The 24,680-nt window shown below is 72.8% G+C and carries 21 protein-coding genes; 6 read left to right on the top strand and 15 right to left on the bottom strand.

The window, feature by feature from the left end:
* Positions 1-96: 96 nt before the first annotated feature.
* The gene (gene arc, locus VM95_RS16975) at positions 97-1,863 is read right to left on the bottom strand and encodes a proteasome ATPase (protein WP_045697534.1); all 1,767 of its coding nucleotides are present in this window, start codon (positions 1,861-1,863) and stop codon (positions 97-99) included.
* A gap of 285 nt (positions 1,864-2,148) precedes the next feature.
* Between arc and VM95_RS16970 the strand changes: the two genes are divergently transcribed.
* Positions 2,149-2,454 (top strand): ferredoxin, encoded by a 306-nt coding sequence (locus VM95_RS16970; protein ID WP_045697532.1) that lies wholly within the window; start codon positions 2,149-2,151, stop codon positions 2,452-2,454.
* A 2-nt stretch (positions 2,455-2,456) separates the two neighbouring features.
* Here the strand turns inward: VM95_RS16970 and VM95_RS16965 are convergent, their stop codons facing one another.
* The 3 genes from VM95_RS16965 to VM95_RS16955 form a co-directional block, all read right to left on the bottom strand.
* The gene (locus tag VM95_RS16965; RefSeq protein ID WP_052707413.1) at positions 2,457-3,062 is read right to left on the bottom strand and encodes a hypothetical protein; all 606 of its coding nucleotides are present in this window, start codon (positions 3,060-3,062) and stop codon (positions 2,457-2,459) included.
* Positions 3,063-3,179: 117 nt separating this feature from the next.
* Positions 3,180-4,139 carry a tRNA (adenine-N1)-methyltransferase gene (locus tag VM95_RS16960; protein WP_045697530.1) on the bottom strand — a complete coding sequence of 320 codons (960 nt, stop codon included), beginning with the start codon at positions 4,137-4,139 and terminating at the stop codon, positions 3,180-3,182.
* A 47-nt stretch (positions 4,140-4,186) separates the two neighbouring features.
* Positions 4,187-5,428, bottom strand: a complete 1,242-nt coding sequence (locus tag VM95_RS16955) for a site-2 protease family protein (protein ID WP_107072987.1) — start codon at positions 5,426-5,428, stop codon at positions 4,187-4,189.
* Between the two features lie 145 nt (positions 5,429-5,573).
* Here VM95_RS16955 and VM95_RS16950 point away from each other — a divergent pair, with 145 nt between their 5' ends.
* Both VM95_RS16950 and VM95_RS16945 read left to right on the top strand, forming a co-directional pair.
* Entirely contained in the window at positions 5,574-6,446 is an 873-nt protein-coding gene (locus VM95_RS16950) for a RecB family exonuclease (protein ID WP_052706588.1), read from the top strand.
* Between the two features lie 39 nt (positions 6,447-6,485).
* Positions 6,486-7,157, top strand: coding sequence for a response regulator (locus VM95_RS16945; RefSeq protein WP_045697526.1), 672 nt, complete (start codon positions 6,486-6,488; stop codon positions 7,155-7,157).
* A gap of 65 nt (positions 7,158-7,222) precedes the next feature.
* Here the strand turns inward: VM95_RS16945 and VM95_RS16940 are convergent, their stop codons facing one another.
* The 3 genes from VM95_RS16940 to metH form a co-directional block, all read right to left on the bottom strand.
* Positions 7,223-8,845, bottom strand: coding sequence for an ABC transporter substrate-binding protein (locus VM95_RS16940; protein ID WP_063773513.1), 1,623 nt, complete (start codon positions 8,843-8,845; stop codon positions 7,223-7,225).
* A gap of 241 nt (positions 8,846-9,086) precedes the next feature.
* A complete protein-coding gene (locus VM95_RS16935; protein ID WP_045697524.1) occupies positions 9,087-9,788 on the bottom strand; it encodes an HAD family hydrolase in 702 nt (233 codons plus the stop codon).
* 153 nt (positions 9,789-9,941) lie between these two features.
* Positions 9,942-13,454, bottom strand: coding sequence for a methionine synthase (gene metH, locus VM95_RS16930; RefSeq protein WP_045697520.1), 3,513 nt, complete (start codon positions 13,452-13,454; stop codon positions 9,942-9,944).
* Between the two features lie 205 nt (positions 13,455-13,659).
* Between metH and VM95_RS16925 the strand changes: the two genes are divergently transcribed.
* On the top strand, positions 13,660-14,688 hold the full coding sequence (locus VM95_RS16925; protein ID WP_341846011.1) for a glycoside hydrolase family 18 protein: 1,029 nt from the start codon (positions 13,660-13,662) through the stop codon (positions 14,686-14,688).
* On the opposite strand, the gene VM95_RS16920 is transcribed toward VM95_RS16925, so the two are convergent.
* Positions 14,685-15,221, bottom strand: coding sequence for an SRPBCC family protein (locus VM95_RS16920; protein WP_078860030.1), 537 nt, complete (start codon positions 15,219-15,221; stop codon positions 14,685-14,687). The genes VM95_RS16925 and VM95_RS16920 overlap by 4 nt on opposite strands.
* 354 nt (positions 15,222-15,575) lie before the next feature.
* Here VM95_RS16920 and VM95_RS16910 point away from each other — a divergent pair, with 354 nt between their 5' ends.
* Entirely contained in the window at positions 15,576-16,529 is a 954-nt protein-coding gene (locus VM95_RS16910; RefSeq protein WP_045697514.1) for a PAC2 family protein, read from the top strand.
* An 82-nt stretch (positions 16,530-16,611) separates the two neighbouring features.
* On the opposite strand, the gene mshC is transcribed toward VM95_RS16910, so the two are convergent.
* The 7 genes from mshC to VM95_RS16875 all read right to left on the bottom strand — a co-directional run bounded on the left by mshC (position 16,612) and on the right by VM95_RS16875 (position 23,469).
* Positions 16,612-17,841 carry a cysteine--1-D-myo-inosityl 2-amino-2-deoxy-alpha-D-glucopyranoside ligase gene (gene mshC, locus VM95_RS16905; protein ID WP_045697512.1) on the bottom strand — a complete coding sequence of 410 codons (1,230 nt, stop codon included), beginning with the start codon at positions 17,839-17,841 and terminating at the stop codon, positions 16,612-16,614.
* Positions 17,842-18,049: 208 nt separating this feature from the next.
* Entirely contained in the window at positions 18,050-18,889 is an 840-nt protein-coding gene (locus VM95_RS16900) for a dioxygenase family protein (protein ID WP_045697509.1), read from the bottom strand.
* A gap of 143 nt (positions 18,890-19,032) precedes the next feature.
* Complete coding sequence (locus VM95_RS16895) at positions 19,033-19,986, bottom strand: helix-turn-helix transcriptional regulator (RefSeq protein WP_107072986.1); 954 nt, start codon at positions 19,984-19,986, stop codon at positions 19,033-19,035.
* A gap of 58 nt (positions 19,987-20,044) precedes the next feature.
* A complete protein-coding gene (locus VM95_RS16890; protein WP_425265316.1) occupies positions 20,045-20,917 on the bottom strand; it encodes an SCO1664 family protein in 873 nt (290 codons plus the stop codon).
* Entirely contained in the window at positions 20,887-21,456 is a 570-nt protein-coding gene (locus VM95_RS16885) for a DUF3090 domain-containing protein (RefSeq protein WP_045697610.1), read from the bottom strand. The genes VM95_RS16890 and VM95_RS16885 overlap by 31 nt, the downstream gene beginning before the upstream one ends.
* A gap of 177 nt (positions 21,457-21,633) precedes the next feature.
* Positions 21,634-22,326 (bottom strand): histidine phosphatase family protein, encoded by a 693-nt coding sequence (locus VM95_RS16880; RefSeq protein WP_045697507.1) that lies wholly within the window; start codon positions 22,324-22,326, stop codon positions 21,634-21,636.
* 96 nt (positions 22,327-22,422) lie between these two features.
* Positions 22,423-23,469, bottom strand: a complete 1,047-nt coding sequence (locus tag VM95_RS16875) for an LLM class F420-dependent oxidoreductase (protein WP_045697505.1) — start codon at positions 23,467-23,469, stop codon at positions 22,423-22,425.
* Positions 23,470-23,690: 221 nt separating this feature from the next.
* On the opposite strand from VM95_RS16875, the gene VM95_RS16870 reads away from it, so the two are divergent.
* Positions 23,691-24,671, top strand: a complete 981-nt coding sequence (locus VM95_RS16870; protein WP_045697503.1) for an aldo/keto reductase — start codon at positions 23,691-23,693, stop codon at positions 24,669-24,671.
* Positions 24,672-24,680: the final 9 nt, after the last annotated feature.

Raw genomic sequence — 24,680 nt, 5'->3', positions numbered from 1 at the left:
GAGACGCGCCGTCCGGCTGCGGGGCCGCGAGGCGCCACAGCCGGACGGTGTGCGTACTGCTCCGGGGACCGCTGCCGGCCCGGGTCACCGCGTGCCTTACAGGTACTGGCCCGTGTTGGCGACGGTGTCGATCGAGCGGCCGGACTCGGCGCCCTGCTTGCCGGTGACGAGCGTGCGGATGAAGACGATCCGCTCGCCCTTCTTGCCGGAGATGCGGGCCCAGTCGTCCGGGTTGGTGGTGTTGGGCAGGTCCTCGTTCTCCTTGAACTCGTCCACGCAGGCGGCGAGCAGGTGGGAGACGCGCAGACCGCGCTGGCCGTGGTCGAGGAAGTCCTTGATGGCCATCTTCTTCGCGCGGTCGACGATGTTCTGGATCATCGCGCCGGAGTTGAAGTCCTTGAAGTACAGGACCTCCTTGTCACCATTGGCGTAGGTGACCTCCAGGAAGCGGTTCTCCTCCGTCTCGGAGTACATCCGCTCCACGACCGACTGGATCATCGCGGCCACCGTGGTGTCGACCGAGCCGTCGTGCTCCTTCAGGTCGTCCGGGTGGAACGGCAGCGAGTCCTTCAGGTACTTGGAGAAGATGTCCTTCGCGGCCTCGGCGTCCGGGCGCTCGATCTTGATCTTGACGTCCAGGCGGCCGGGCCGCAGGATCGCCGGGTCGATCATGTCCTCGCGGTTCGAGGCGCCGATGACGATGACGTTCTCCAGGCCCTCCACGCCGTCGATCTCGGCGAGCAGCTGCGGGACGATGGTGTTCTCCACGTCCGAGCTGACGCCGGAGCCGCGGGTGCGGAACAGCGACTCCATCTCGTCGAAGAAGACGATGACGGGCGTGCCCTCGCTCGCCTTCTCCCGGGCCCGCTGGAACACCAGCCGGATCTGCCGCTCGGTCTCGCCGACGTACTTGTTGAGCAGCTCGGGGCCCTTGATGTTGAGGAAGTAGCTCTTCCCCTGCGGGCGGCCGGTCACCTCGGCGACCTTCTTGGCCAACGAGTTGGCGACCGCCTTGGCGATCAGCGTCTTGCCGCAGCCGGGCGGGCCGTAGAGCAGCACGCCCTTGGGCGGGCGCAGCTCGTACTCCCGGAAGAGGTCGGCGTGCAGGTACGGCAGCTCGACCGCGTCGCGGATCAGCTCGATCTGGTTGCTCAGGCCGCCGATCTGCCGGTAGTCGATGTCCGGGACCTCCTCGAGGACCAGCTCCTCGACCTCGGACTTCGGCACCACCTCGTACACGTAGCCGGAGCGGGGCTCCAGCAGCAGGGCGTCCCCCGCCCTGACGGTGGCCTCGCGCAGCGGTTCGGCGAGGCGCACCACCCGCTCCTCGTCGGTGTGGCCGATGACCAGGGCGCGCTCGCCGTCCTCGAGGACCTCCTTGAGGGTGACGATCTCGCCGATGCGCTCGAAGGCCATCGCGTCCACGATGTTGAGGGCCTCGTTGAGCATCACTTCCTGGCCGCGCCGCAGCTCGTCGAGGGCGACGGTGGGGCTGACGTTCACGCGGAGCTTGCGCCCGCCGGTGAAGATGTCGGCGGTGCCGTCCTCGTTCGCCTCGAGGAAGGTGCCGAACCCGGCCGGGGGCTGGGCCAGCCGGTCCACTTCCTCCTTGAGGGCCACGATCTGGTCGCGGGCCTCGCGCAGGGTGGAGGCGAGCCGTTCGTTCTGGGCGGTCACGCCGGCCAGGTTGGTCTGGAGCTCGACGATCCGCTCTTCGAGGATTCTCGAATTGCGCGGCGAGTCGGCGAGCTTGCGGCGCAGCACGGCGATTTCCTGCTCAAGGAACGAGACCTGAGCGGCCTCGTCGGAACCACGAGCGGGCCTGCCGGTGCTGCGGTTGTAGTCGTCATCGTGGGCTGCCACGGTCCTCACCTCCTCCGGGGAGCTGGACGCTTCCAGACCCTACCTGGGACCAGGGGTCCGTAAACCCCTAGATCAAGAAAGATGGAACGGGCGTGTCCGATCTTCGCCCCAGCGTGCTTCCCCTCTGCTAAGGGGATACCCACCGCGCACCGGCCAAAGCGGGCCAGATGTATCGTCGAGCGAAGTGATATCCGATCGCGACCGCAGTGCCGGCTCCGATCGTTGTACGAATGGCGGGATTGCCCCAGGAATGCGGGCGACCCGGGACAGAAACGGCAGGGAACGATGTCGGTGACCGAGCGGACCGCGGTGGCGACCGAGCCTCTGGAGGTGTGGATCGACCAGGACCTGTGCACCGGTGACGGCATCTGCGTGCAGTACGCCCCAGAGGTCTTCGAACTGGACATCGACGGCCTGGCCTACGTGAAGGGCCCGGACGACGAACTGCGCCAGCAGCCCGGGGAGACCGCCCCGGTGCCGCTGACGCTCCTTCAGGACGTGGTGGATTCGGCCAAGGAGTGCCCGGGCGAGTGCATCCACGTGCGCCGGGTCTCGGACCGGGTCGAGGTGTACGGGCCGGACGCCGACTAGCGCTAGCTGAGGGTCGTCGGGGCGGCGGACTGGGAGCGTTCCCAGCCGCCGCCCTTCTGCTTCCAGGTGAGGTCGAGTGAGATGTCCGGGCTGAAGCGCGGCACGTCCTCGCTCGAATACCCCTGCGCGTGGCCGGTGATGGCGCCGTCCGAACGCAGCGCGAGCCGGCCCACGGTGAGGTTTTCGCGCTCGGAGAGCAGGGTGGCCAGCACCGCCGGGCGGTGGTCGGCGCCGAAGCCGAGCAGGTAGACGGCGTCCGGCGGGGTGCCGTTGACGGCGTCACAGCGTGCGGCGACGACCGTGGCGGGCCGCCCGTCGGCCAGCGTGGCGGGCACGGCCAGCACCGTCTTCACCGGGAACGGGCCGCAGTCGAGCGGGAGTTGGGCCTTCGCCGGGTCGGGTGCGGCACTCGGCGGCAGGGCCGCCGCGGTGTGGTGCAGGGGAGCCGGGGTGCCGGTCGCCGGGGCGGCGGCGAGGGTGGCGGCGACCACCGCGCCGCAGCCGGCCAGGGCGAGGGCCCAGTGCCAGGGGGAAGTCCGCACGTGCCCGGGCCGGTTCCGGCCCTGCGGGGTCTGCTGTCCAGCCGTCGCCTTGACCGCGGTCTCCACCAGGCGTCCCCTCCAGTGGTGTGGGTGAGCGAGCATCGTCCCACACGCGGGTGGCGTGAACGGCGAAGGGGTGGCGCGAGCTCTTGCTCGTGCCACCCCTCACGCGTGCACAGGTGCTCAGCCCAGGTCGGGCTGCTCGGTCCCGCTCTCGCGGGCGGCCTTGCGGGCCGCGGCGCGCTCCTGCAGGGTGGGCTCCGGCGCCCCGTTGTCGTAGTCCTCGCCGTACGCGCCCTTGGCCGGACGGCGGCGGCGCAGCGGCGGCTCGACGCCGTCCGCCAGGCGGCGGGCGGTGAGCAGGAAGCCGGTGTGGCCGATCATCCGGTGGTCCGGGCGGACGGCCAGGCCCTCCAGGTGCCAGGTGCGGACCATGGTCTCCCAGGCCTGCGGCTCGGTGAAGCTGCCGTGCTCGCGCAGCGCCTCGACGGTCCGCGACATCTGCGTGGTGGTGGCCACGTAGCAGCAGATCAGGCCGCCGGGGACGAGCGCCTTGGCGGCGACGTCCAGGCACTCCCAGGGGGCCAGCATGTCGAGGATGACGCGGTCGACGTCGGTCTCGACCAGGTTGTCCTGGAGGTCGCCCACGGTGAGCTTCCACGCCGGGTGCGGGCCGCCGAAGTAGCGCTCGACGTTCCCCTGCGCGATGTCGGCGAAGTCCTGCCGGCGCTCGTAGGAGGCGAGCATGCCCTGCTCGCCGACGGCGCGCAGCAGGTACGTGCTGAGCGCGCCCGAGCCGACGCCGGCCTCGACCACGCGGGCACCCGCGAAGATGTCGGCCATCGCCAGGATCTGACCCGCGTCCTTGGGGTAGATCACGGCGGCGCCGCGCGGCATGGACAGGACGTAGTCGGGGAGCAGGGGGCGCAGCGCGAGGTACGGGACGTTCCCCGTGGTGCGCACGACCGTGCCCTCGGGGGCGCCGATCAGCTCGTCGTGGGGGAACGCACCCTTGTGGGTGTGGAACTGGTTCCCGGCCTGGAGCGTGAACGTGTAGTGGCGACCCTTGGGGTCGGTCAGCTGGACCTGGTCCCCGACCTGGAAGGGCCCGCGTCGGCGGGCGGCACCGGTCGGTTCGGACATGCGGGCAATCCTACGGGAAGTGCGTCCCCCTTCCCGACCGGGGCCGATCAGTGCCCGGCGACGGCGGCGGTCAGGCGCTGCTCGATGTCGGTGAGCGCGGCGACGCCGTACATCCGGCCGTCCGCCTCGACCACCAGGTACTCCCCCGCCGGGGTCGCCTGGACGGCCCGCAGCAGGGCCTCGCCGCTGAGATCGGCGTCCAGCCGCATCCCCGGTTCGAGGTCGCGGGAGAGCGCCCCGACCGCGACCCAGGGGCGGCGGTGCTCCGGTACGGCCCGTACCGCGGACTCGCGAACGATGGCGATCGGCTCGCCCCGGCCGTCCACCAAGACGACCGCGCCGGCCTGGGCCTCGCGGGCGCGCCGCAGCGCCTCGCCGAGCGGGGTGTCGGCGGTGACCTCGACGGCCCGGCGGGCGAGGTCGCGCAGCCGCAGGCCGGGCAGCACCTCCTTGAGCCGGGCGTTGCGCAGGCTGCCGGTGGCGCCGTTCCAGATGATCGCGGCGAGGACGGCGGCCAGCACCGCGTCCACCAGGGTGTCGGTGGTGGTGCGCTCGACGTTGCGCGCGGCGCTGACCAGCGGCAGGCCGATCAGGACGGCGATCGCCAGCGCCCGGCCGGCCCAGGCGGCGGCGACGGTGCCGGCCATCGGCCGGCCGGTGGCCGCCCAGACCACGGCGCGCAGCATCCGGCCGCCGTCCAGCGGCAGGCCGGGCAGCAGGTTGAAGGCGGCGACCACCAGGTTGGAGACCATCAGCCCGGTGAGCAGCACCCCGGGGACGGTGGACAGCTCCACTGCCCGCACCCCGAGGTAGAACACCCCGCCGAGCAGCAGCGAGAGCAGCGGGCCGACGAAGGCCAGCCAGAACTCCCGCCAGGGCGAGGTGGCCTCGTTCTCGATCTCGGACACCCCGCCGAAGAACTGCAGCTGGATCCGCCGGACCCCGAGCCGGTAGCGCAGCGCGACGAGGGTGTGGGCGAGTTCGTGGACCAGGACGGAGGCGTAGAAGGCGACGGCGAAGAAGAACGCGACCAGGTAGCGGGCGGTGCCCAGGTCGGGCAGGACGTCGCCGAGCTGGCCGCCGAAGACCCAGGTGATCAGCGCGGCGATGACGAACCAGGAGGGGGTGACGTAGACGGGCACGCCGAAGGGGCGGCCCATCAGGATGCCGCCGCCGCGTTCGGGCCGCTCCGGCGGGCCGCCCGCCGGGCGCCCGCGGTCGTCCCGCGGTGGCTGGTCGGAGGTCTGCTGCCCCCTGCTGTCGCTCACCGTGATCCCTTCGGTCGTCATCCCCCGTCGTGCCCCGGTGCGCCCACGCTACGTGATCGCGGCCCGGCGCCGCCCCGCGCCCCACGCTCCCTTCATACCCACTGCGCGGCCGCCGTGGCAGTCGGGTGGCAGCGGGATGGCAGCGAGGGGCAATAGGGTCGTAGGCATGCAGCAGACCGACACCCCCGCCGCCGCCGGGGCCGCGCCCCGCCCGGCGGCGCCGCCGACCGGCCTGTCCCCGTCCCGCGCGGGGGACTTCCTGACCTGCCCCCTGCTGTACCGGCTGAGGGTGATCGACCGGCTGCCGGAGCCGCCGAGCGCCGCCGCGACCCGGGGCACCCTGGTGCACGCGGTGCTGGAGCGGCTGTTCGACAGCCCGGCGGCCGAGCGGACGCCGGAGCGGGCGCTGGGCCTGCTGCGCCCCCAGTGGGAGCGGCTGCTGGGGGAACGGCCGGAGCTGGGCGGGTTGTTCCCGGAGGACCCGGACGGCGCGGCGCTGACCCGCTGGCTGGCGGACGCCGAGAAGCTGGTCGGCCAGTGGTTCGCGCTGGAGGACCCGACCCGGCTGCACCCGGTGGAGCGCGAGCTGTACGTGGAGACGGCGCTGGAGTCGGGGCTGCTGCTGCGCGGCTACATCGACCGGGTCGACGTCGCCCCGACCGGCGAGGTCCGGCTGGTGGACTACAAGACCGGCCGGGCGCCCTCGCGGGACTTCGAGGGCAAGGCGATGTTCCAGATGAAGTTCTACGCGCTGGTCGTGTGGCGGTGGAAGGGCGTGGTCCCCAAGCGGCTGCAGCTGGTCTACCTCGGCGGCGGCGGGAACGTGGTGAGCTACGACCCGGACGAGGCCGACCTGCTGGCGGTGGAGCGCAAGCTGCAGGCGCTCTGGGAGCGGATCAGCCACGCGGTGGCCACCGGGGACTTCCCGGCGACCCGCAACCGGCTCTGCGACTGGTGCGACCACCAGGCCAGCTGCCCGGAGTTCGGCGGCACCCCGCCGCCGTACCCGCTGCCGCTGCAGGCCCGAACGTCGGAATGAGCACGATCCCACGGGGGATCCGATGAGCAAGGAGTCCGAGTGACGATCCGAGTGCTGCTGGTCGACGACCAGCCGCTGCTGCGCACCGGTTTCCGGATGATCCTGGAGGCCGAGTCCGACCTGGTGGTGGTCGGCGAGGCCGGTGACGGCCAGCAGGCGCTGGACCAGGTGCGGGCGCTGCAGCCCGACGTGGTGCTGATGGACATCCGGATGCCGCGGATGGACGGCGTCGAGGCGACCCGCCGGATCGCCGGGCCGGGGCGCGACGGCCCGGCCAAGGTGCTGGTGCTGACCACCTTCGACCTGGACGAGTACGTGGTGGAGGCGCTGCGCGCGGGCGCCAGCGGCTTCCTGCTGAAGGACGTCCCGGCGGAGGAGCTGGTGCAGGCGATCCGGGTGGTCGCGGACGGCGCGGCGATGCTGGCGCCGAGCATCACCCGCCGACTGCTGGACATGTACGCCACCAAGCTGCCGTCCGGCGAGGAGGCCCCGCCGCAGGCCCTCGGGGCCCTGACCGAGCGGGAGTTGGAGGTGCTGAAGCTGGTGGCGCGCGGCCTGTCGAACGCGGAGATCGCGGCCGAGCTGTTCGTCAGCGAGACCACGGTGAAGACCCACGTGGGCCACGTGCTGACCAAGCTCCAGCTGCGCGACCGGGTGCAGGCGGCGGTGTACGCGTACGAGAGCGGGCTGGTGCGCCCGGGCACCCTGTAGGACGCCGAGCGGCCCGCCGCCTCCCCCGGGCTCGGGGGAGGCGGCGGGCCGCCGTGCGCGGGGCGCTACTTCTTCTTGTTGCGGCCGATCTCCCAGAAGCGGAAGACGCCGGTGGTGTCGATGGTCGACTCGACGCCGGTGACGTACGGCTTGGCCGCGAAGAAGGCCTTGGTCTGGAACATCGGGATCAGCGGCACGTTCTCCGCGACGATGCCCTGGACCTGGTTGTAGATCCCGTTCGTGGCGCCGCGGTCGGCCTGCTTGAGGCCGTCCGGCAGCAGCTTCTGACTGATCCGGTCGTCCTCCCACCCGGTGCGGTAGACGCTGTCCTCGGTGACCAGCGGCCCGATGTAGTTGTCGGGGTCCGGGTAGTCCGCGGTCCAACCGACCAGGTACGCCTGGTACTTGCCCTCGCTCCGGCCCTTCTGGTAGGCGGCCGAGTCGTTCTCCACCTGGGCGGTGACCTGGAACAGGCCGCCGGTCTCCAACTGGCGCTTCAGCGTGTCGATCTCGTTGGTGCCGGTGCGCGAGCGCCCCGAGGCGAGGTTGAGCTTGACCGGCAGGGGGACCTTGGCGGCGGCGAGGATCGCCTTGGCCTTGGCGACGTCGGGGTCGCCGTACTTGTCGTAGAAGGCGGTGTTGTGGCCGGTGATGCCGGTCGGGACCATCGAGTACAGCGGCTGGACGGTGCGCGCGAAGACGTCGCGGGCGAGGGCCTTCCGGTCGACCAGCTGCGCCACGGCCTGACGGACGGCGAGGTTCCCGGTGGTGGCGTCCTTGGTGTTGAAGGCGATCGAGTTGGTGTCGGAGCTCTCGCCCTCGACGACGGTCAGGTCGCCCTTGCCGCTCTGCTGGTCGTCGAGGATCCGGGCGGCGGTGTTCGGCTCCAGGCTGTTGTCGGTGAGGTCGACACCGCCCTTGTCCAACTCGTCCTTCAGCGCGGTGGGGCTGTCGAAGTACCGCACGGTGAACTTGTCGTTCTGCAGCTTGGCGTCGCCCGCGTACTTGCCGTTGGGAGTCAGCACGACCTTGGCGAGGACCTTGGCGCTACCGCCCTGGGGGGTCATGGTCTCGACCGAGTCGAGCTTGTACGGGCCGGAGCCGACGACCTTGTCGTTGTCGAGCAGCTTGTCGGCCGGGTAGACCTCGTGGTCGACGATGGCGCCGGCCGGGGTGGCCAGCTTGGCCGGCAGGGTCGCGTCGGGTGCGGAGAGGTGGAAGACCACCTCGTTGTCGCCCTTCGCCTCGACCGACTTGATCGTGTCCAGCAGGCCGCCCGGACCGTTCGGGTCCTTGATCTTCTTGGTCCGCTGGATCGAGAACACGACGTCGGCGGCGGTGAGGGCGTGGCCGTTGGCGAACTTCTGACCGGGGCGGAGCACGCAGTGGTACTGGGTGGTGTCACCGCTGACGAACTCGCAGGACTGGGCGGCGTCCGGGGTCGGGGCGCTGGCGGCGGGAGGGAAGGCGAGCAGCGACTGGAAGGTGTTGGAGAGCACCAGCCACGAGCCGGTGTCGTAGGCGCCGGCCGGGTCCAGGACGCTGGTGAGGCCGCGGGTGCCCATGGTGATCGACTTGCTGCCGCCGTCGCCGTTGACGGCGTCGGTGACCGATCCGCAGCCGGCCACCGTCACGGCGACCAGACCGGCGCAGCCGAGAACTGACAGGCGTCTGGCGGGAGTCTTCACGGGCACGTGTTCCTTCTGGGTGCGGTCCGGCGGAGCCGGCGGCGAACCCGAGTAGCGTGCCATATCGAACATGTACGACCGATACCCGCGAAGATGACGTTTGGGACACGGCCCTTGTGGGCAGTGCGCCCGCCCCGACGACTTGTCAGACAATGACCGTTTTCTCCCCCGGTCACCGTGCGTGACGTGGAGGCCCGGGCCCCTTACCGGCGAGTAGGGCGCGCCCGCAATGAGATGACAATCACACTCGCGCGGTGACCAGCGACCGCAGCAGGTCGAGGTCCACCTGCTCCAGCGAGGAGACCACCAGCCGCCCCGGCGCCGGCTCGATCGGCGCCACCGAGGGCACCGCGATCACCTGGCAGCCGGCCGCCTCGCCCGCGCGCACCCCGGTCGGGGTGTCCTCGACCACCACGCAGCGGGCCGGCTCGGCGCCCAGCCGGCGGGCCGCCTCCAGGTACGGGTCCGGGAAGGGCTTGGTGCGCGCCACCTCGTCCCCGCCGATGCTGAAGGCGAAGTGCTCGGCGCCCAGCGAGCGCAGCACGATGTCGATCACGTGCCGGTGCGAGGCGGACACCAGGGCGGCCGGGATCCCGTGCGCGTCAAGGGTGTTGAGCAGCCGCTCGGCGCCCGGCATGAGCGGCACGCCGCCGGCCAGCAGCTCCACGAAGCGCTCGTTCACCAGGACGCCGAGGTCGGCCGGGGAGATGTCCGCCCCGGTGCGGGCGACCAGGTACTCCATCACCCGGGTCATCGGGCCGCCGACCACGTGGGCGCGGTCCGCCTCGTCCAGCCGGTGGCCCAGCTCGGCGAAGAGCGAGGCCTCGGCCTGCCACCAGAAGTCCTCGGTGTCCACCAGCGTCCCGTCCATGTCCAGCAGCACCGCCTGCAGGCCCCGGTCACCGTGGTCGAGCACGCGCGTGGCGGTGGAGATGGTGGTCATGGCGGGAGTCCTTCCGGCAGTGCCCCTCGCTGCGCCACGGCGCACCTCGGGGATGGCACAGGCCGGCCCGCTGGTGAGCGGACCGGCCCGTTCAGGATCATCAAGGATACGCCCGCCGCCTCCGGAAAGAGCGAACGGAACGGGGCAGCCGGGTTACCGCGCGTTGAAGTACTTCGCCTCCGGGTGGTGGATCACGATCGCGTCGGTGGACTGCTCCGGGTGCAGCTGGAACTCCTCGGACAGCACCACGCCGATCCGCTCCGGCTTCAGCAGCTCGGTGATCTTGGCGCGGTCCTCCAGCTCGGGGCAGGCCCCGTAGCCGAGCGAGAAGCGCGCGCCGCGGTACTTGAGCGCGAACATGTCCCTGACGTCCTGCGGGTCCTCGTCCGAGAAGCCCAGCTCGAAGCGGACCCGGGCGTGCCAGAACTCGGCCAGCGCCTCGGCCAGTTGGACGGACAGGCCGTGCAGCTCCAGGTAGTCGCGGTAGGAGTTCCCGGCGAACAGCTCGTTGGCCGCCTCGGAGATCCGGTTGCCCATGGTGACCACCTGCAGGCCGAGGACGTCCCGCTCGCCGGACTCCTCCGGGCGGAAGAAGTCGGCCAGGCAGAGCCGGCGCCCGCGCCGCTGGCGGGGGAAGGTGAAGCGGGTGCGCTCGGTGCCGTCCTCGTGGAAGACGACCAGGTCGTCGCCCTTGGAGTTCGCCGGGTAGTAGCCGTAGACGACGGCCGGCTCCAGCCAGCCCTCGGTCTGCAGCCGGTCCAGCCAGGCGCGCAGCCGCGGCCGGCCCTCGGTCTCCACCAGCTCCTCGTAGGACGGGCCCTCGCCGGAGCGGGCGGCCTTCAGGCCCCACTGCCCCTTGAACAGCGCGTCCTCGTCCAGCCAGGAGGCGTAGTCGGCGAACGGGATGCCCTTGACGATCCGGTCGCCCCAGAACGGCGGGGTCGGGACCCGGTTGTCGACCGCGACGTCCGAGCGGATCTGGCCGAGGTTGACCTCGGGCTCCGGCTCCTGGACCTCCGCCCGGGCGTGCCGGCGCTGCTTCAGCTCCGGCAGGGTCGCGCCGGGCACGCCGCGCTTGACCGCGATCAGCGCGTCCATCAGCCGCAGGCCCTCGAAGGCGTCCCGGGCGTAGCGGACCTCGCCCTCGTAGATCTCGTGCAGGTCCTGCTCGACGTAGGCGCGGGTGAGCGCCGCGCCGCCGAGGATCACCGGGTAACTGGACGCCAGCTTGCGCTGGTTCAGCTCCTCCAGGTTCTCCTTCATGATCACGGTGGACTTCACCAGCAGGCCGGACATGCCGATCACGTCCGCGTTGTGCTCCTTGGCGGCGTCCAGGATCGCCGAGACCGGCTGCTTGATGCCCAGGTTGACCACGTTGTAGCCGTTGTTGGACAGGATGATGTCGACCAGGTTCTTGCCGATGTCGTGGACGTCGCCCTTGACGGTGGCCAGCACGATGGTGCCCTTGCCCTCGCTGTCGGACTTCTCCATGTGCGGCTCCAGGTGGGCCACCGCGGTCTTCATCACCTCGGCGGACTGGAGCACGAACGGCAGCTGCATCTGGCCGGAGCCGAAGAGCTCGCCGACCACCTTCATGCCGGCCAGCAGGGTCTCGTTGATGATCTCCAGCGCGGGGCGCCCGGCCAGCGCCTCGTCCAGGTCGGCCTCCAGGCCGTTGCGCTCGCCGTCGATGATCCGGCGCTGCAGCCGCTCGTCCAGCGGGAGGGCGGCCAGCTCCTCGGCCTTGGAGGCCTTGACGTCGGCGCTGGAGACGTTGGCGAACAGCTCCAGCAGGCGCTGCAGCGGGTCGTAGCCGTCCCGGCGGCGGTCGTGGATCAGGTCGAGGGCGACCTCGCGCTGCTCCTCGGGGATCCGGGAGATCGGCAGGATCTTGGAGGCGTGCACGATCGCCGAGTCCAGGCCGGCCTCCACGCACTCGTGCAGGAAGACCGAGTTGAGCACCACGCGGGCGGCCGGGTTGAGGCCGAAGGAGATGTTCGACAGGCCGAGGGTGGTCTGCACCTTCGGGTGGCGGCGCTTGAGCTCGCGGATCGCCTCGATGGTCTCGATGCCGTCCTTGCGGGACTCCTCCTGGCCGGTGGCCAGGGTGAAGGTGAGGCAGTCGACCAGGATCGAGCCCTCGTCGATGCCGTAGTCGGCGGTGAGTTCGGCGATGAGCCGCTCGGCGATCTCCACCTTGGCGTCGGCGGTGCGGGCCTGGCCCTGCTCGTCGATGGTCAGCGCGATCAGGCCGGCGCCGTGTTCGCGGGCCAGCGAGGCGATCCGGCCGAAGCGGGAGTCCGGGGCGTTGCCGTCCTCGTAGTTGACCGAGTTGAGCACCGCGCGGCCGCCCAGGGCCTCCAGGCCGGCCCGCAGGACGTCCGGCTCGGTGGAGTCCAGCACGATCGGCAGGGTGGAGGCGGTGGCCAGCCGGCCCGCGATCTCCTTCATGTCGGCGACGCCGTCGCGGCCGACGTAGTCGACGCACAGGTCCAGCAGGTGGGAGCCGTCCCGGATCTGGTCGCGGGCGATCTCCACGCAGGCCTGCCAGTCGCCGGCCAGCATCGACTCGCGGAACTTCTTCGAGCCGTTGGCGTTGGTGCGCTCGCCGATCGCCAGGTACGAGGTGTCCTGACGGAACGGCACCGCCTGGTACAGCGAGGCGGCCGCGGGCTCGGGCTGCGGGTCGCGCGGGGAGATCGGGCGGCCCTGGACGCGCTCGACCACCTGGCGCAGGTGCTCGGGGGTGGTGCCGCAGCAGCCGCCGACCAGCGAGAGGCCGTACTCGCGGGTGAACACGTCGTGCGCGTCGGCCAGTTCGGCCGGGGACAGCGGGTAGTGGGCGCCGTCCTTGCCGAGCACCGGCAGGCCCGCGTTCGGCATGCAGGACAGGCCGATCCGGGCGTTCTTGGCCAGGTAGCGCAGGTGCTCGCTCATCTCGGCCGGGCCGGTGGCGCAGTTCAGGCCGATGTAGTCGACGCCCAGCGGCTCCAGCGCGGTGAGCGCGGCGCCGATCTCCGAGCCGAGCAGCATGGTGCCGGTGGTCTCGACCGTCACCTGCACCAGCACCGGCAGGTCCAGCCCGGCCTCGGCGAGGGCACGCTTGGAGCCGAGGATGGCGGCCTTGGTCTGCAGCAGGTCCTGGCTGGTCTCGACCAGCAGCGCGTCGGCGCCGCCCGCGATCAGGCCGGCCGCGTTCTGCTGGAAGCCGTCCCGCAGGACCTCGTACGGGGCGTGGCCGAGGGTCGGCAGCTTGGTGCCGGGGCCGATCGAGCCGAGCACCCAGCGGGTGCGGCCGTCCGCGGCGGCGTGCCCGTCCGCGACCTCACGGGCGATCCGGGCGCCGGCCTCGGACAGCTCGAAGATGCGCTCCGAGATCTCGTACTCGCCGAGCGCCGAGAAGTTGGCGCCGAAGGTGTTGGTCTCCACGCAGTCCACGCCGACGCCGAAGTAGGCCTCGTGGACGGAACGGACGATGTCGGGCCGGGTGATGTTCAGGACCTCGTTGCAGCCCTCGAGGTTCTGGAAGTCCTCCATGGTCGGATCCTGCGCCTGGAGCATGGTGCCCATCGCACCATCGGCCACCACCACCCGGGTGGCGAGTGCTTCACGCAGCGCGTTCGCGCGGCTCTGCTGGGTGATGGACGGATCGGCTGCAGTGGCCATGGGGCTTCTCCCTGGTGCGACGGCTGTCGGCTTTGCGGCCCGCTTGATCGGGCGCGCACGTCGCCAGCGTATCCGGCTTGTCCAGGCCCGCGCCGCCGCATTCCGTATGCTGAGCGTTCGACTGCTTGGGGGGAGCATCCGCGTGAGCCGATTCCGGACAGTTCCGCGACGTGTCGGCCGGGCTCTGGCGGCTCCGTTCCGTACGGTGCGCGACCGCTGGCGCGCCTGGTCCTGGTGGCGCCGGACGCTCCTGGTCCTGGTCGTCGCGGCGGCCGTCCCGGCCGCCACGCTGGGCTCGGCGTTCGCCGCGATCCGGCTGCACTACTCGGGTGAACCGTCCGCCGACGCCCGCACCCGGGGCAAGGACGCCGTCTGGCTCGGCCACGCCTGGGTGGACGGCCGCAAGACCGAGGCCGACGTCGCGGCGCTCGCCCGGCAGCTGGCCGGCACCGGCATCCGCGACCTGTACGTCCACACCGGCCCGCTGGAGCACGACGGCTCGCTGCCGCCCGCCGTCCACCCGAAGGCCCGCTGGTTCACCGAGGCCGCGCACCGGGTGCTGCCCGGCGTACGGGTGCAGGGCTGGCTGGGCGACGAGGTCAAGCCGGAGAAGGACGCCCTGGACCTCGACGACGCCCCCACCCGGGAGCGGGTCACCGCCGCCGCCCGGCAGGTGCTGGACCAGGGCTTCGACGGCGTGCACTTCGACATGGAACCGATCCGCCCCGGCACGGCCGGCTGGCTCGCCCTGCTGGACCAGGTCCGCCCGGTGACGGCCGCGCGCGGCGCCCTGCTGTCGGTGGCCGTCCCGCAGATCGACCCGGTGCCCGGGCTGCACACCGCCGGCATCCTGCTCACCGACCACGGCAAGTGGTGGGACCAGGACTACTTCCGCGCGACCGCCCGCCGGGTCGACCAGATCGCGGTGATGAGCTATGACACCTCGATGCCCACCGAACCGCTGTACGGCGGCTACGTCGCGCTGCAGACCGAGCTGGCGCTGGAGGCCACCCCGCCGGACGTCGACCTGCTGATGGGCCTGCCGTTCTTCCGGGACGACAAGTGGGGCCACTGGGGCGACGCCGAGACGGTCCCGGCGGCCGTGCGCGGCGTCCGGCTGGGCCTCGGCCGGCAGGACCCGGGGCGGCGCAACTTCGGCGTCGCGCTGTACGTGGACTTCGCCGCGACGCCCGAGAACTGGGCGGACTACCGGCGCGGCTGGGTCGAGCCCTAAGCGGCCTCGGCCGGCGCGGCCATCCGGTGGGCCAGCGCGGCCAGGAACCGGTGCACCCCGGCGTCCTCGCCGGTCAGGTAGTGCGAGACGGCCCGGTACAGCGGCTTGCGGACCTCGCCGCGCTCGGTGACGGTCAGCGAGCAGCCCTCCCCCGCAGGGGCCAGCTGGAAGGTCCAGGTGCCGCCGTACGGCAGGTCCGGGTCCGCGATGCCGGTCACCAGCCGGTGCGGCGCCTCGTCCGCCACCACCTCGTACGTGGTGTGGCCGTGCCGGCCGTACTCGCGCCAGCGCGGGCGGCCGCCGGCCGCGGCGGGCAGCCGCTCGACGTGGGTGAGCTCGGGGCGCCAGGCCGGGTACAGGTCGATGTCGGTCAGCACCTCCCAGACCGCGCCGGGCGACTGGGCCAGCTCCAGCCCGCCCTCGGTGACGTGCTCGACGGGCAGCCGCCGGCCGGCCCGATCCGCCAGCAGCAGCCCGGCGCCGGCCGCCGTCACCGTCGCCGTTCCCGCGCCGATCCACAGCCATCGCCTCATCGCTCCGGCCCCTTCCGCCCGGCCCCCGCCCGTTCATCATCGCGCCGCCGGGCCCGGGCGGCACGCCCGTCGCACCGGGTCACCGGCCGGCCACCGTGCGCGGGCCGACGGCCCGACGGACCGGCCCGTCCCGATATCCGCTGGATCGGGGCGGCCCGCTCCCCCAGACTGTCCCGGTGCCCGGACGCCCGGGGCCCCGGGCGCATCAAAGCCCGTAGGCTGGGCAGGTAGGGACCGTGGAGCCAGGCGTTCCACGGGAGACGAGAGGTTCGACCGTCGGCGGCCGATCCGTCGCGGCCCGGCAGGACAGCCGGGGCGGCGCCGGTGGGGCCACCGACCGGAGGGAGACGCTGGGTGATCGAGCTGGAAGATGTTCCCGAGTTGATCGACCCGGTGATGGTCTGCGCCTTCGAGGGCTGGAACGACGCGGGCGACGCCGCCTCCGCCGCACTCGCCCACCTGGACGAGACCTGGGGCGGCAAGGTGATCGCCGCCCTGGACGCTGAGGACTACTACGACTTCCAGGTCAACCGGCCGACGATCTGGCTGGACGGCGGCATCCGCCGGATCACCTGGCCCACCACCAGGCTCTCGGTGATCCGGGTGACCGAGCCGACCACCCGCGACGTCGTGCTGGTGCGCGGGATCGAGCCGAGCATGCGCTGGCGCTCGTTCTGCAACGAGCTGCTGGGCTTCGCGCACGAGCTGGGCATCGAGCTGGTGGTGATCCTGGGCGCGCTGCTCGGGGACACTCCGCACAGCCGCCCGGTGCCGGTCAGCGGCGTCACCTCCGACCCGGAGCTGGCCCGCCGGCTGGACCTGGAGGAGAGCCGCTACGAGGGCCCGACCGGGATCGTCGGGGTGCTGCAGGAGGCCTGCACGCACGCCGGGGTGCCGGCCGTGACGCTCTGGGCGGCGGTGCCGCACTACGTGTCGCAGCCGCCGAACCCGAAGGCGACCCTCGCGCTGGTCAACAAGCTGGAGGACCTGCTGGACCTGCGGATCCCGCCGGGCGAGCTCGGCGAGGACGCCCGGGCCTGGCAGATCGGTGTGGACCAGCTGGCCGCCGAGGACAGCGAGGTCGCCGAGTACGTGCAGCAGCTGGAGGAGGCGCAGGACACCGCCGAGCTGCCGGAGGCCTCGGGCGACGCCATCGCCCGCGAGTTCGAGCGCTACCTGCGCCGCCGGGAGAACGTCGGGCCGACCGGCGAGAAGCCGGTGGCCGGGCACGCGACGGCGGAACGACCGGCCGAGCCGGAGGCGCCGGGCCCGGCCCGGGAGAGCCCGGACGGGGCCGAGGAGGAGTAGTCGCCGCACTTCGGGGCGGGAACGCCGAAGGGGCGTCAGGACCAGCTGTCCTGACGCCCCTTCGGCGTTGCGTACGAGTCGGTTACAGCGCGACGCCGAGCAGGGCGTCCACGGTGCGGGTGACCAGGCCGGGGGCGCCGATGTCGGTGCCGCCCTCGGTCTCCTGCTGCGCCGCCCAGCGGTCGACGGCGGCCAGCGCGGCGGGCGCGTCCAGGTCGTTCGCCAGCGCCGAGCGGACCTCGGCGAGCAGCTGCTCGGCGGCCGGACCGTCCGGCCGGGAGACGGCGGCGCGCCAGCGGGCGAGGCGCTCGACGGCCTCGTCCAGGACGCCCTTGGTCCACTCCCAGTCCTGGCGGTAGTGGTGCGAGAGCAGCGCCAGGCGGATCGCCGCCGGGTCGACGCCCTCGCGGCGCAGGGTGGAGACGAAGACCAGGTTGCCGCGGGACTTGGACATCTTCTTGCCGTCCAGGGCGACCATGCCGGCGTGCACGTACGCCTTGGCGTACGGGTGGCCGCCGGTGGCGACCTGGGCGTGCGAGGCGCCCATCTCGTGGTGCGGGAAGGACAGGTCGCTGCCGCCGCCCTGGAGGTCGAAGGACATGCCCAGGTACTGCAGCGCGATGGCCACGCACTCGATGTGCCAGCCGGGGCGGCCGTGGCCGAGCTCGGTGTCCCAGGCGGGCTCGCCCGGGCGGGCGGCCAGCCAGAGCAGCGCGTCGAGCGGGTTGCGCTTGCCGGGGCGGTCCGGGTCGCCGCCGCGCTCGGCGAAGACCGGGCGCATGGCCTCGCGGGTGAGGCCGGAGACCTCGCCGAAGTGCGGGTCGGCGTCGACGGAGAAGTAGATGTCCTCGTCGACCTTGTAGGCGGCGCCGGAGGCCAGCAGCTTCTGGACCAGCGGGACGATCCACGGGATCGACTCGACGGCGCCGACGTAGTGCGCCGGGGGGAGCAGCCGCAGGGCGGTCATGTCCTCGCGGAACAGGGCCGTCTCGCGCTCGGCCAAGGCCACCCAGTCCTGGCCGGTCTCGACCGCGCGCTGCAGCAGGGGGTCGTCGACGTCGGTGACGTTCTGGATGTACAGGACGTCGTGGCCGGCGTCCTTCCAGACGCGCTGCACCAGGTCGAACGCGTTGTAGGTGGCGGCGTGGCCCATGTGGGTCGCGTCGTAGGGCGTGATGCCGCAGACGTAGATCCGGGCGGTGCCGTCCTGCGGCACCACCTCGCGGACCGTGCCCGCTGCGGTGTCGAAGATACGGAGGGGGAGCCCCTGACCAGGCAGGGCGGGAACCTCGGAGGCGGGCCAGGCATGCATGGGATCGACTTTAACCTTGAGAACATTTGAAAGCCTAACCAGTAACAAAGATCGACTGGAATCACTTCCTGTCGTTGCCTGACCGGTTGTCGACTGGTAGTGAGCGGTTCTCGCGCTGCCGGTTCAGGCCCCGGGAGCACGGGTGAGCGCCCGGCCGGCCCTGCCGCCGACCGGGCGCCCGGCTCCCCCGGGTGGACGGGCGGAGCCGCTACACCCGCCGCCAGAGGGCCGGCACGTTCGGCGGCTCCCAGCCCACCAGGGCGGTGTGCGCCTGGAGGCAGACGTAGGAGACGCCGGAGTAGGTGACCCGGTCGCCCGCATTGTACGACCGGCCGGCGGCCCAGCTGCCGCTCGGCGGAGTGGTCGGGCCGCCGGTCGGGGTCGCGGTGGGCGTGGGCGTCGCGGTGGGCGTGGGCGTCGGGCCCGGGGTCTGCGGCACGTCCAGGACGAAGTCGAAGGTCCCCTCCCGGCCGGGGCCGTTCTGTCGGACGTTCATCAGCAGCCGGGCGTCGTAGATGGTGTCGGTGCTGTTGCGCGGCTCGCCCGGGAAGTAGAGCTGGGTGGTGAGGATCGGGCGGCCGGGGGCCTGCAGTTTGACGTGGATGTGCCGGGTGCGGCCCGGGTAGAGGCCGGGGACGATGGTGTCCAGCCTGAACGCGCCGTTCGCGTCGCTGAACTGGTGCCCGCGGAAGGTGTAGCCGGAGTTGTCGTAGGTGCCGCCGTCGTCGGCCTGCCAGAAGTCCAGCAGCACGCCGGGGATCGGCCAGCAGGCGCGGCCGAAGACGTAGCCGCTGACGGTCAGCCGGGTGCCCGGGCCGTCGCCGGCCATGGAGCTGCGCAGCGGTGAGTCGGGCTTGAAGTACGGCCCCTCGGTCTGCTCGATGGTGGGGTCGTCGCCGTCGTGGCACTCCGGGGTCAAGCCGGGAGTGCGGCCGGCGCCGGCCTGGTCGCGGGCGAGTGCGACCCCGCCGCCGATCAGCAGCGGCGCGGCCCCGAGCGCGGCGGCGGCCTTCAGGACGGTCTTGCGACTGATCATGCCGTCGGACATGCGCCCTCTCCTCTTCGGGGGTGTCGGAACGGGTGGGGGTGCCGGGAGTGGGGGCGGCCCTTGCCATGGTGGGGGCATGACAAGGGCCGAACCGGCCGACCCGACCGCGCGCGTCGGGGATCGGCCGGTGGCCGAGTACGAACCTACGGCCCGTCCGGGGCGACCGCGATGGACATGATCCGGGGATCGTGGTGATTTCCGTCGACCCGCGAACGGAACTCCCCCGGCGTCATCCCGGTCTCCCGGCGGAAGAAGCGGCAGAAGTACGCCGGATCGGCGAAGCCTGCCTCCCGGGCGACCTGACGGATCGTCAAATCCGTACAGGCCAGCAGCCGTTTGGCCTCCAGCGTCTGCTGCCGGCGGATCAGCCCGCCCGGGGTGTGCCCGGTGGCCTGCTTCACCAGGCTCTGCAAGTGGCCCGGGGAGACGCCGAGTTCGTGCGCCGTGGAGGCCACCGAGTGCCGCACCCCGCCCGGCCGGGCGATCAACCGGGTGAAGGCGGCGGCCAGTTCGGCCGGCCGGCTGGCCACCGCGGGCGGCTCGCCCGGCGCGCAGGCGCGCAGCGCCCGGACGATCAGGATGTGCAGGCTGGCCCGCAGCACGCCCTGGTAGCCGGGCGCCAGCGTCCGGTACTCGTGCTCCATGTCGGCGAGCAACGCGCCGACCGTCCCGGCGTGTTCGCCGAGGTCGATGGCCGGGCGGGAGGCCAGGGCGCGCAGCGCGGCCAGGTCCTGCGGGTCGCCGAGCAGGAAGTCCTCGTTGAACAGCACCACCCGGCCGGCGAGTTCGTCGCCGTCCGCCCAGTGGTGCACCTGGCCGGGCGTGATCACGCACAACTGCGGTGGCGCCAGCGGCCGGTGGACCAGGTCCAGGACGTGGGCGCCGCGCCCGCCGGTGACGTGCACGATCTCGTAGAAGGAGTGCCGGTGGGGGAAGCCGGCGCGGGAGAGCGGGCCGATCGTGTCGAAGCTGCCGATGGCGAAGGGGAGCAGGTGGGGCAGCGGGACCTGTAAGCGGTGCAGCGGCAGGTCCGGCGCGGCCCGGGGCGTGGCGGTGGGAGGGGCGGGGGTGGTGGGGGTGGTCCGTCGCGCGTCCATCGGAGCAGTGTGCGACCTGTTCCGGCGACAGGTCCAGACCACGGACGCCGGGCGCGGATCAGACCGGCGGCCAGGGGATCGCCGGCCAGTCGCGGGAGGGCAGCGGGTGCCGGCCCGAGTCGCGCAGGGCGGCCACCCGGGCCCGGGTGGCGTCCAGTTCGGCCGCCGTCAGGTGCGGGGCCAGCCGCTCGGCCAGCTCGCCCTCCAACTGCCCGGCCAGCCGGGCCAGCACCTCCAGCGCCTCGGCGGGCAGCGGGTCCCCCGCCCAACCCCACAGCAGGGTGCGCAACTTGTCCTCGGTGTTGAAGGTGACGCCGTGGTCGATGCCGTACACCCGGCCGTCCGCGGCCGGGATCAGGTGACCGCCCTTGCGGTCCGCGTTGTTCAGCACCGCGTCCAGCACGGCGAGCCGGCGCAGCCGCCCGTCGTCGTGGTGCACCAGCAGCGCGGTGCGGCCGCCCTCCACCTCGGCCCGGACGATCGGCAGCCAGCCCTCCTCGGGGCCGCGCGGGTCCTGCAGCGCGAGCAGCGGCTCGGCCCCCGGATCCGGCTCGACCCACAGCTGCACCATGCCCGGCCCGTGCGGGCCCTCGCGCAGCACGGTCGGCGGGATCAGCGCCCAGCCGGTCGCGGCCGACACCTCGTACGCGGCGACCTCGCGGCCGGCCAGCGTGCCGTCCGGGAAGTCCCACAGCGGGCGCTCGCCGGCCACCGGCTTGTAGACGGCCTGCGCGCTGAGCGGCCCGTGCTCGACGGTGCAGTACAGCGCGGCGTTGGAGGCCTCGGTGAGGCGGCCGTGCACGGTCAGTTCGCCCCGGCGCAGCAGGTCGAGCGCGGCCGGCACGTCGGCGGCCAGGGCGGCCGCGGCCGCCGGGTCCGCCTGCGGCGGGGTGTCGGTGCTCAGCGCCGGTAGCCGTTCGCGCGCGGGCACAGGTGGCCCTCCGGGTCGAGCGGCAGGTTGCAGAACGGGCAGGGCTTGCGGCCGGCCGCGACCAGATCCAGCGCGCGCTTGGCGAACACCCGGGCCATCGCGCCGGTCAGCCGCACCCGCAGCATGTCCGGGCCGGTGTCGTCGTCCCGGAAGATCGCCTCGGCGCCCTCCTCCTCCTCGTCCTCCTCGATCAGCGCCTGCGCCTCGACCACCAGGCAGCCGTCCGCGCTGTCCCAGGCCAGCGCCATCGTGCCGACCCGGAACTCCTGCTCCAGCGGCAGGTCCAGCGGGGCGGTGTCGAGCAGGTCCTTCGGGGCGGCGGCCGGGATGGCGGCGTCGCCGCCGCTGCGCCGCAGCGCCTCGTCCAGGACCTCCTCGATCCGCTCGGCGAGCGCGGCGACCTGGGTCTTCTCCAGCAGCACGCTGGTGATCCGGCCGCGGGCGCTGGCCTGGAGGTAGAACGCCCGGGCGCCGGGCTGGCCGACGGTGCCGGCCACGAACCGCTCGGGCTGGTCGTAGAAGAACACCTGACGGGGCACGCTCTCGCTCCGGATCGTGTCGGTCGCGGGGATCTCGCGGATCACCGGGTCGTTCGGATGTCGTTCGGACGTCGGGGGGCGGGGTGGGCCGTACGGGCGCCCCTGACTCACCCTACGACCTCCGGGCCGTCCCCGGGGACCCGAACGGCCCCCGGAACGGCCCTGGCACCCGCCGCCTCAGGCGGTGCCGCCCACCACGGCGTCACCGGCCGGCGCGGCCGGGGCGGCGTGCGGCTTCGGCGCCAGTGAGGCGAGGTCGCCGGTGTCGCCCATCCGCAACACGAAGGGCCGCTGCGGGGTGTAGCGGATCGCGGTGACCGAGCACGGCTCGACGCTGATCCGCTGGAAGTGGTCCAGGTGCAGGCCGAGCGCGTCGGCCACCACCGCCTTGATCACGTCACCGTGCGAACAGGCGATCCAGACCGCGTCCTCGCCGTGCTCGGCGGCGACCTTGGCGTTCCACTCGCGGACGGCGCTCACCGTACGGTGGCTCAGCTCGCGCAGCGACTCGCCGCCGGGGAAGGCCGCGGCGGCGGCGTGGTCCTGCACGGTGCGCCAGAGCGGCTCCTTCGCCAGCTCGGCCAGCGGCCGGCCGGTCCACTCGCCGTAGTGGCACTCCCCCAGCCGCTCGTCCTCGGTCGCCGGGCCCAGCTCCGGCCGAGCGGCCAGCAGCGGCTCCAGCGTCTGCCGGCAGCGCTCCAGCGGGCTGCTCACCACCTGGACCAGCGGGATGCCGGCGAGCCGGCCGGCCAGCGCGGCCGCCTGCCCGCGCCCGGTGTCGTCGAGGTCCACACCGGGCGTCCAACCGGCCAGGATCCCGGCGGTGTTCGCGGTCGAGCGGCCGTGACGAACGAGCAGCAAGGTGGGCATGGGGCTCAGCCTACGGCCTCCGCGGGCCGGGCGGGGAGCCCCGGTCCGCGGCCGGACGGCCGCGGGCCGGGGCGACTGCGGACCGGGGTGGCTGCGCTACGCGAGGCCGGCGCGCTCCAGGGCCTCGACGCCGGTGCGCAGCGCCCGGACCCGCTCGTCCAGGGTGGGCCCGGACGGGGCCAGGGTGAGCGTGCTGACGCCCGCCTCGGCGTAGGCCTGCATCCGGTCGGCGATCCGGGCGGTGTCGCCGATCAGCGAGGTGGCGTCGATCAGGTCGTGCGGGACGGCGGCCGCGGCGCCGGCGTAGTCCTTGGCCAGGTACTTCTCCTGGATCTCGTCGGCGGCCCGCTCGTAACCCATGCGCCGGGTCAGCTGGTTGTAGAAGTTCTTCTCCTTGCTGCCCATGCCGCCGATGTAGAGCGCGGCGTACGAGCGCAGGCCGTCGACGCCGGCCTCGATGTCCTCGCCGACCGCGAGGTTGACGGTCGGGCAGAGGTCGAAGCCGTCCAGCGTCGCGCCGGCCCTGGCCCGGCCGGCCGCCAGCGGGTCGAGGGAGAGCGCGGCATGCTCGGGCGAGAAGAAGATGCCGAGCCAGCCGTCCGCGATCTCGCCGGTCAGCTCCAGGTTCTTCGGGCCGATCGCGGCGATGTACAGCGGGATCCGCTCGCGCACCGGGTGCACGGTCAGCTTGATCGGCTTGCCGGGGCCGCCGGGCAGCGGCAGCGTCCAGTGCGCGCCCTCGTGGACCAGACGCTCCCGGGACATCGCCTTGCGGACGATCTCCACGTACTCGCGGGTGCGGGCCAGCGGCTTGTCGAACTTCACGCCGTACCAGCCCTCGGAGACCTGCGGGCCGGAGACGCCGAGGCCGAGGCGGAAGCGGCCGCCGGAGAGGGTGTCGAGCGTCGCGGCGGTCATCGCGGTCATGGCGGGGGTGCGGGCCGGGATCTGGAAGATGGCCGAGCCGACGTCGATCCGCTCGGTCCTGGCGGCGACGAAGCTGAGCACCGTCGCGGCGTCCGAGCCGTACGCCTCGGCGGCCCAGCAGACCGAGTAGCCGAGCCGGTCCGCCTCCTGGGCGACGGCGATGTTGTCGGCGTCCATGCCCAGTCCCCAGTAGCCGAGGTTGATACCCAGTCGCATCTGCCGAACCTTCCAGTCGGGGGATTTGGGGTGAGGGTAATCGTGTCCCGGCCGGTCGGATACTGACGGGTAGTAGTGGGGTGGGTCACACCGCCGCCGCGTGGCCGCCGTGATCCTTCTGCGGGTCTCCGCTCCTGCCCGTACACCGGCCGCTACGCTCTGCCGACGTGGGGAGCGCTCTCCCCACCTGCGCGTTTACAGGCCAGTGGAGGGCCCGTCCGATGGAAAAGCGTCACCTCGGCCGAACCGGCCTGCAGGTCTCCCGGCTCGGCCTCGGCACCATGACCTGGGGCCGCGACACGGACGAGCACGAGGCCGCCGAGCAGCTCAAGGAGTTCGTCGACGCCGGCGGCGACCTGGTCGACACCGCCGACGTGTACGCGGACGGCGGCGCCGAGTACCTGCTCTCCCGCCTCACCGACAGCCTGATCCCGCGCTCCGAACTCGTCATCGCCACCAAGGCCGGCAGCGCCCCCGAGTCCGCCCGCCGCTTCGACGGCTCGCGCGGCCACCTGCTCGCCGCCCTGGACGCCTCGCTGCGCCGGCTCGGCACCGACTACGTGGACCTGTGGCAGGTGCACGCCTTCGACCCGGCGACCCCGGTCGAGGAGACGCTGAGCGCCCTCGACATCGCCGTCACCTCCGGGCGCGCCCGCTACGTCGGGGTCTGCGACTTCAGCGGGTGGCAGCTCGCCAGGGCGGCCACCTGGCAGCGCGCCCACCACGGCCGGGTGCCGCTCGCCGGGGCGCAGCTGGAGTACTCGCTGCTGCAGCGCGGCATCGAGCGCGAGGCGCTGCCCGCCGCACTGGACGCCGGGGTCGGGATCCTGGCCGGCTCGCCGCTCGGGCGCGGGGTGCTGACCGGCAAGTACCGGCACGGCGTCCCGCAGGACTCGCGCGGCGCCTCGCCGTACCTGGCCGGATTCGTCCAGCCGTACCTCGGGGAGCGGTCGCGGCGGATCGTGGACGCCGTCGCCACCGCCGCGGACGGGCTCGCCAGCAGCCCGCTGGCCGTCGCCCTCGCCTGGGTCCGCGACCGCCCCGGCGTGGCGAGCGCCCTGGTCGGGGCCCGGACGGTGACCCAGCTGCAGGCGGCACTGTCGGTGGAGGCGCTTACGCTTCCGGATGAGATCCGCGGCGCGCTGGACGACATCTCGTCCCCGGTGCACCGCTACCCGGACCAGGGCTGGAGCGAGCTCTAGGCCCGGTCC

The organism is Streptomyces rubellomurinus (genome assembly GCF_000961885.1).
GTDB classification, from domain to species: domain Bacteria; phylum Actinomycetota; class Actinomycetes; order Streptomycetales; family Streptomycetaceae; genus Kitasatospora; species Kitasatospora rubellomurina.
This window is presented reverse-complemented; position numbering and strand designations above follow the sequence as displayed.

Bases quoted from the DNA above. Each gene is read 5' to 3' on its own strand.
- VM95_RS16970 (WP_045697532.1), top strand. From the start codon at position 2,149: ATGTCGGTGACCGAGCGGACCGCGGTGGCGACCGAGCCTCTGGAGGTG.
- VM95_RS16960 (WP_045697530.1), bottom strand. From the start codon at position 4,139: ATGTCCGAACCGACCGGTGCCGCCCGCCGACGCGGGCCCTTCCAGGTC.
- VM95_RS16955 (WP_107072987.1), bottom strand. From the start codon at position 5,428: ATGACGACCGAAGGGATCACGGTGAGCGACAGCAGGGGGCAGCAGACC.
- VM95_RS16950 (WP_052706588.1), top strand. From the start codon at position 5,574: ATGCAGCAGACCGACACCCCCGCCGCCGCCGGGGCCGCGCCCCGCCCG.
- VM95_RS16935 (WP_045697524.1), bottom strand. From the start codon at position 9,788: ATGACCACCATCTCCACCGCCACGCGCGTGCTCGACCACGGTGACCGG.
- metH (WP_045697520.1), bottom strand. From the start codon at position 13,454: ATGGCCACTGCAGCCGATCCGTCCATCACCCAGCAGAGCCGCGCGAAC.
- VM95_RS16920 (WP_078860030.1), bottom strand. From the start codon at position 15,221: ATGAGGCGATGGCTGTGGATCGGCGCGGGAACGGCGACGGTGACGGCG.
- mshC (WP_045697512.1), bottom strand. From the start codon at position 17,841: ATGCATGCCTGGCCCGCCTCCGAGGTTCCCGCCCTGCCTGGTCAGGGG.
- VM95_RS16900 (WP_045697509.1), bottom strand. From the start codon at position 18,889: ATGTCCGACGGCATGATCAGTCGCAAGACCGTCCTGAAGGCCGCCGCC.
- VM95_RS16895 (WP_107072986.1), bottom strand. From the start codon at position 19,986: ATGGACGCGCGACGGACCACCCCCACCACCCCCGCCCCTCCCACCGCC.
- VM95_RS16880 (WP_045697507.1), bottom strand. From the start codon at position 22,326: ATGCCCACCTTGCTGCTCGTTCGTCACGGCCGCTCGACCGCGAACACC.
- VM95_RS16875 (WP_045697505.1), bottom strand. From the start codon at position 23,469: ATGCGACTGGGTATCAACCTCGGCTACTGGGGACTGGGCATGGACGCC.
- VM95_RS16870 (WP_045697503.1), top strand. From the start codon at position 23,691: ATGGAAAAGCGTCACCTCGGCCGAACCGGCCTGCAGGTCTCCCGGCTC.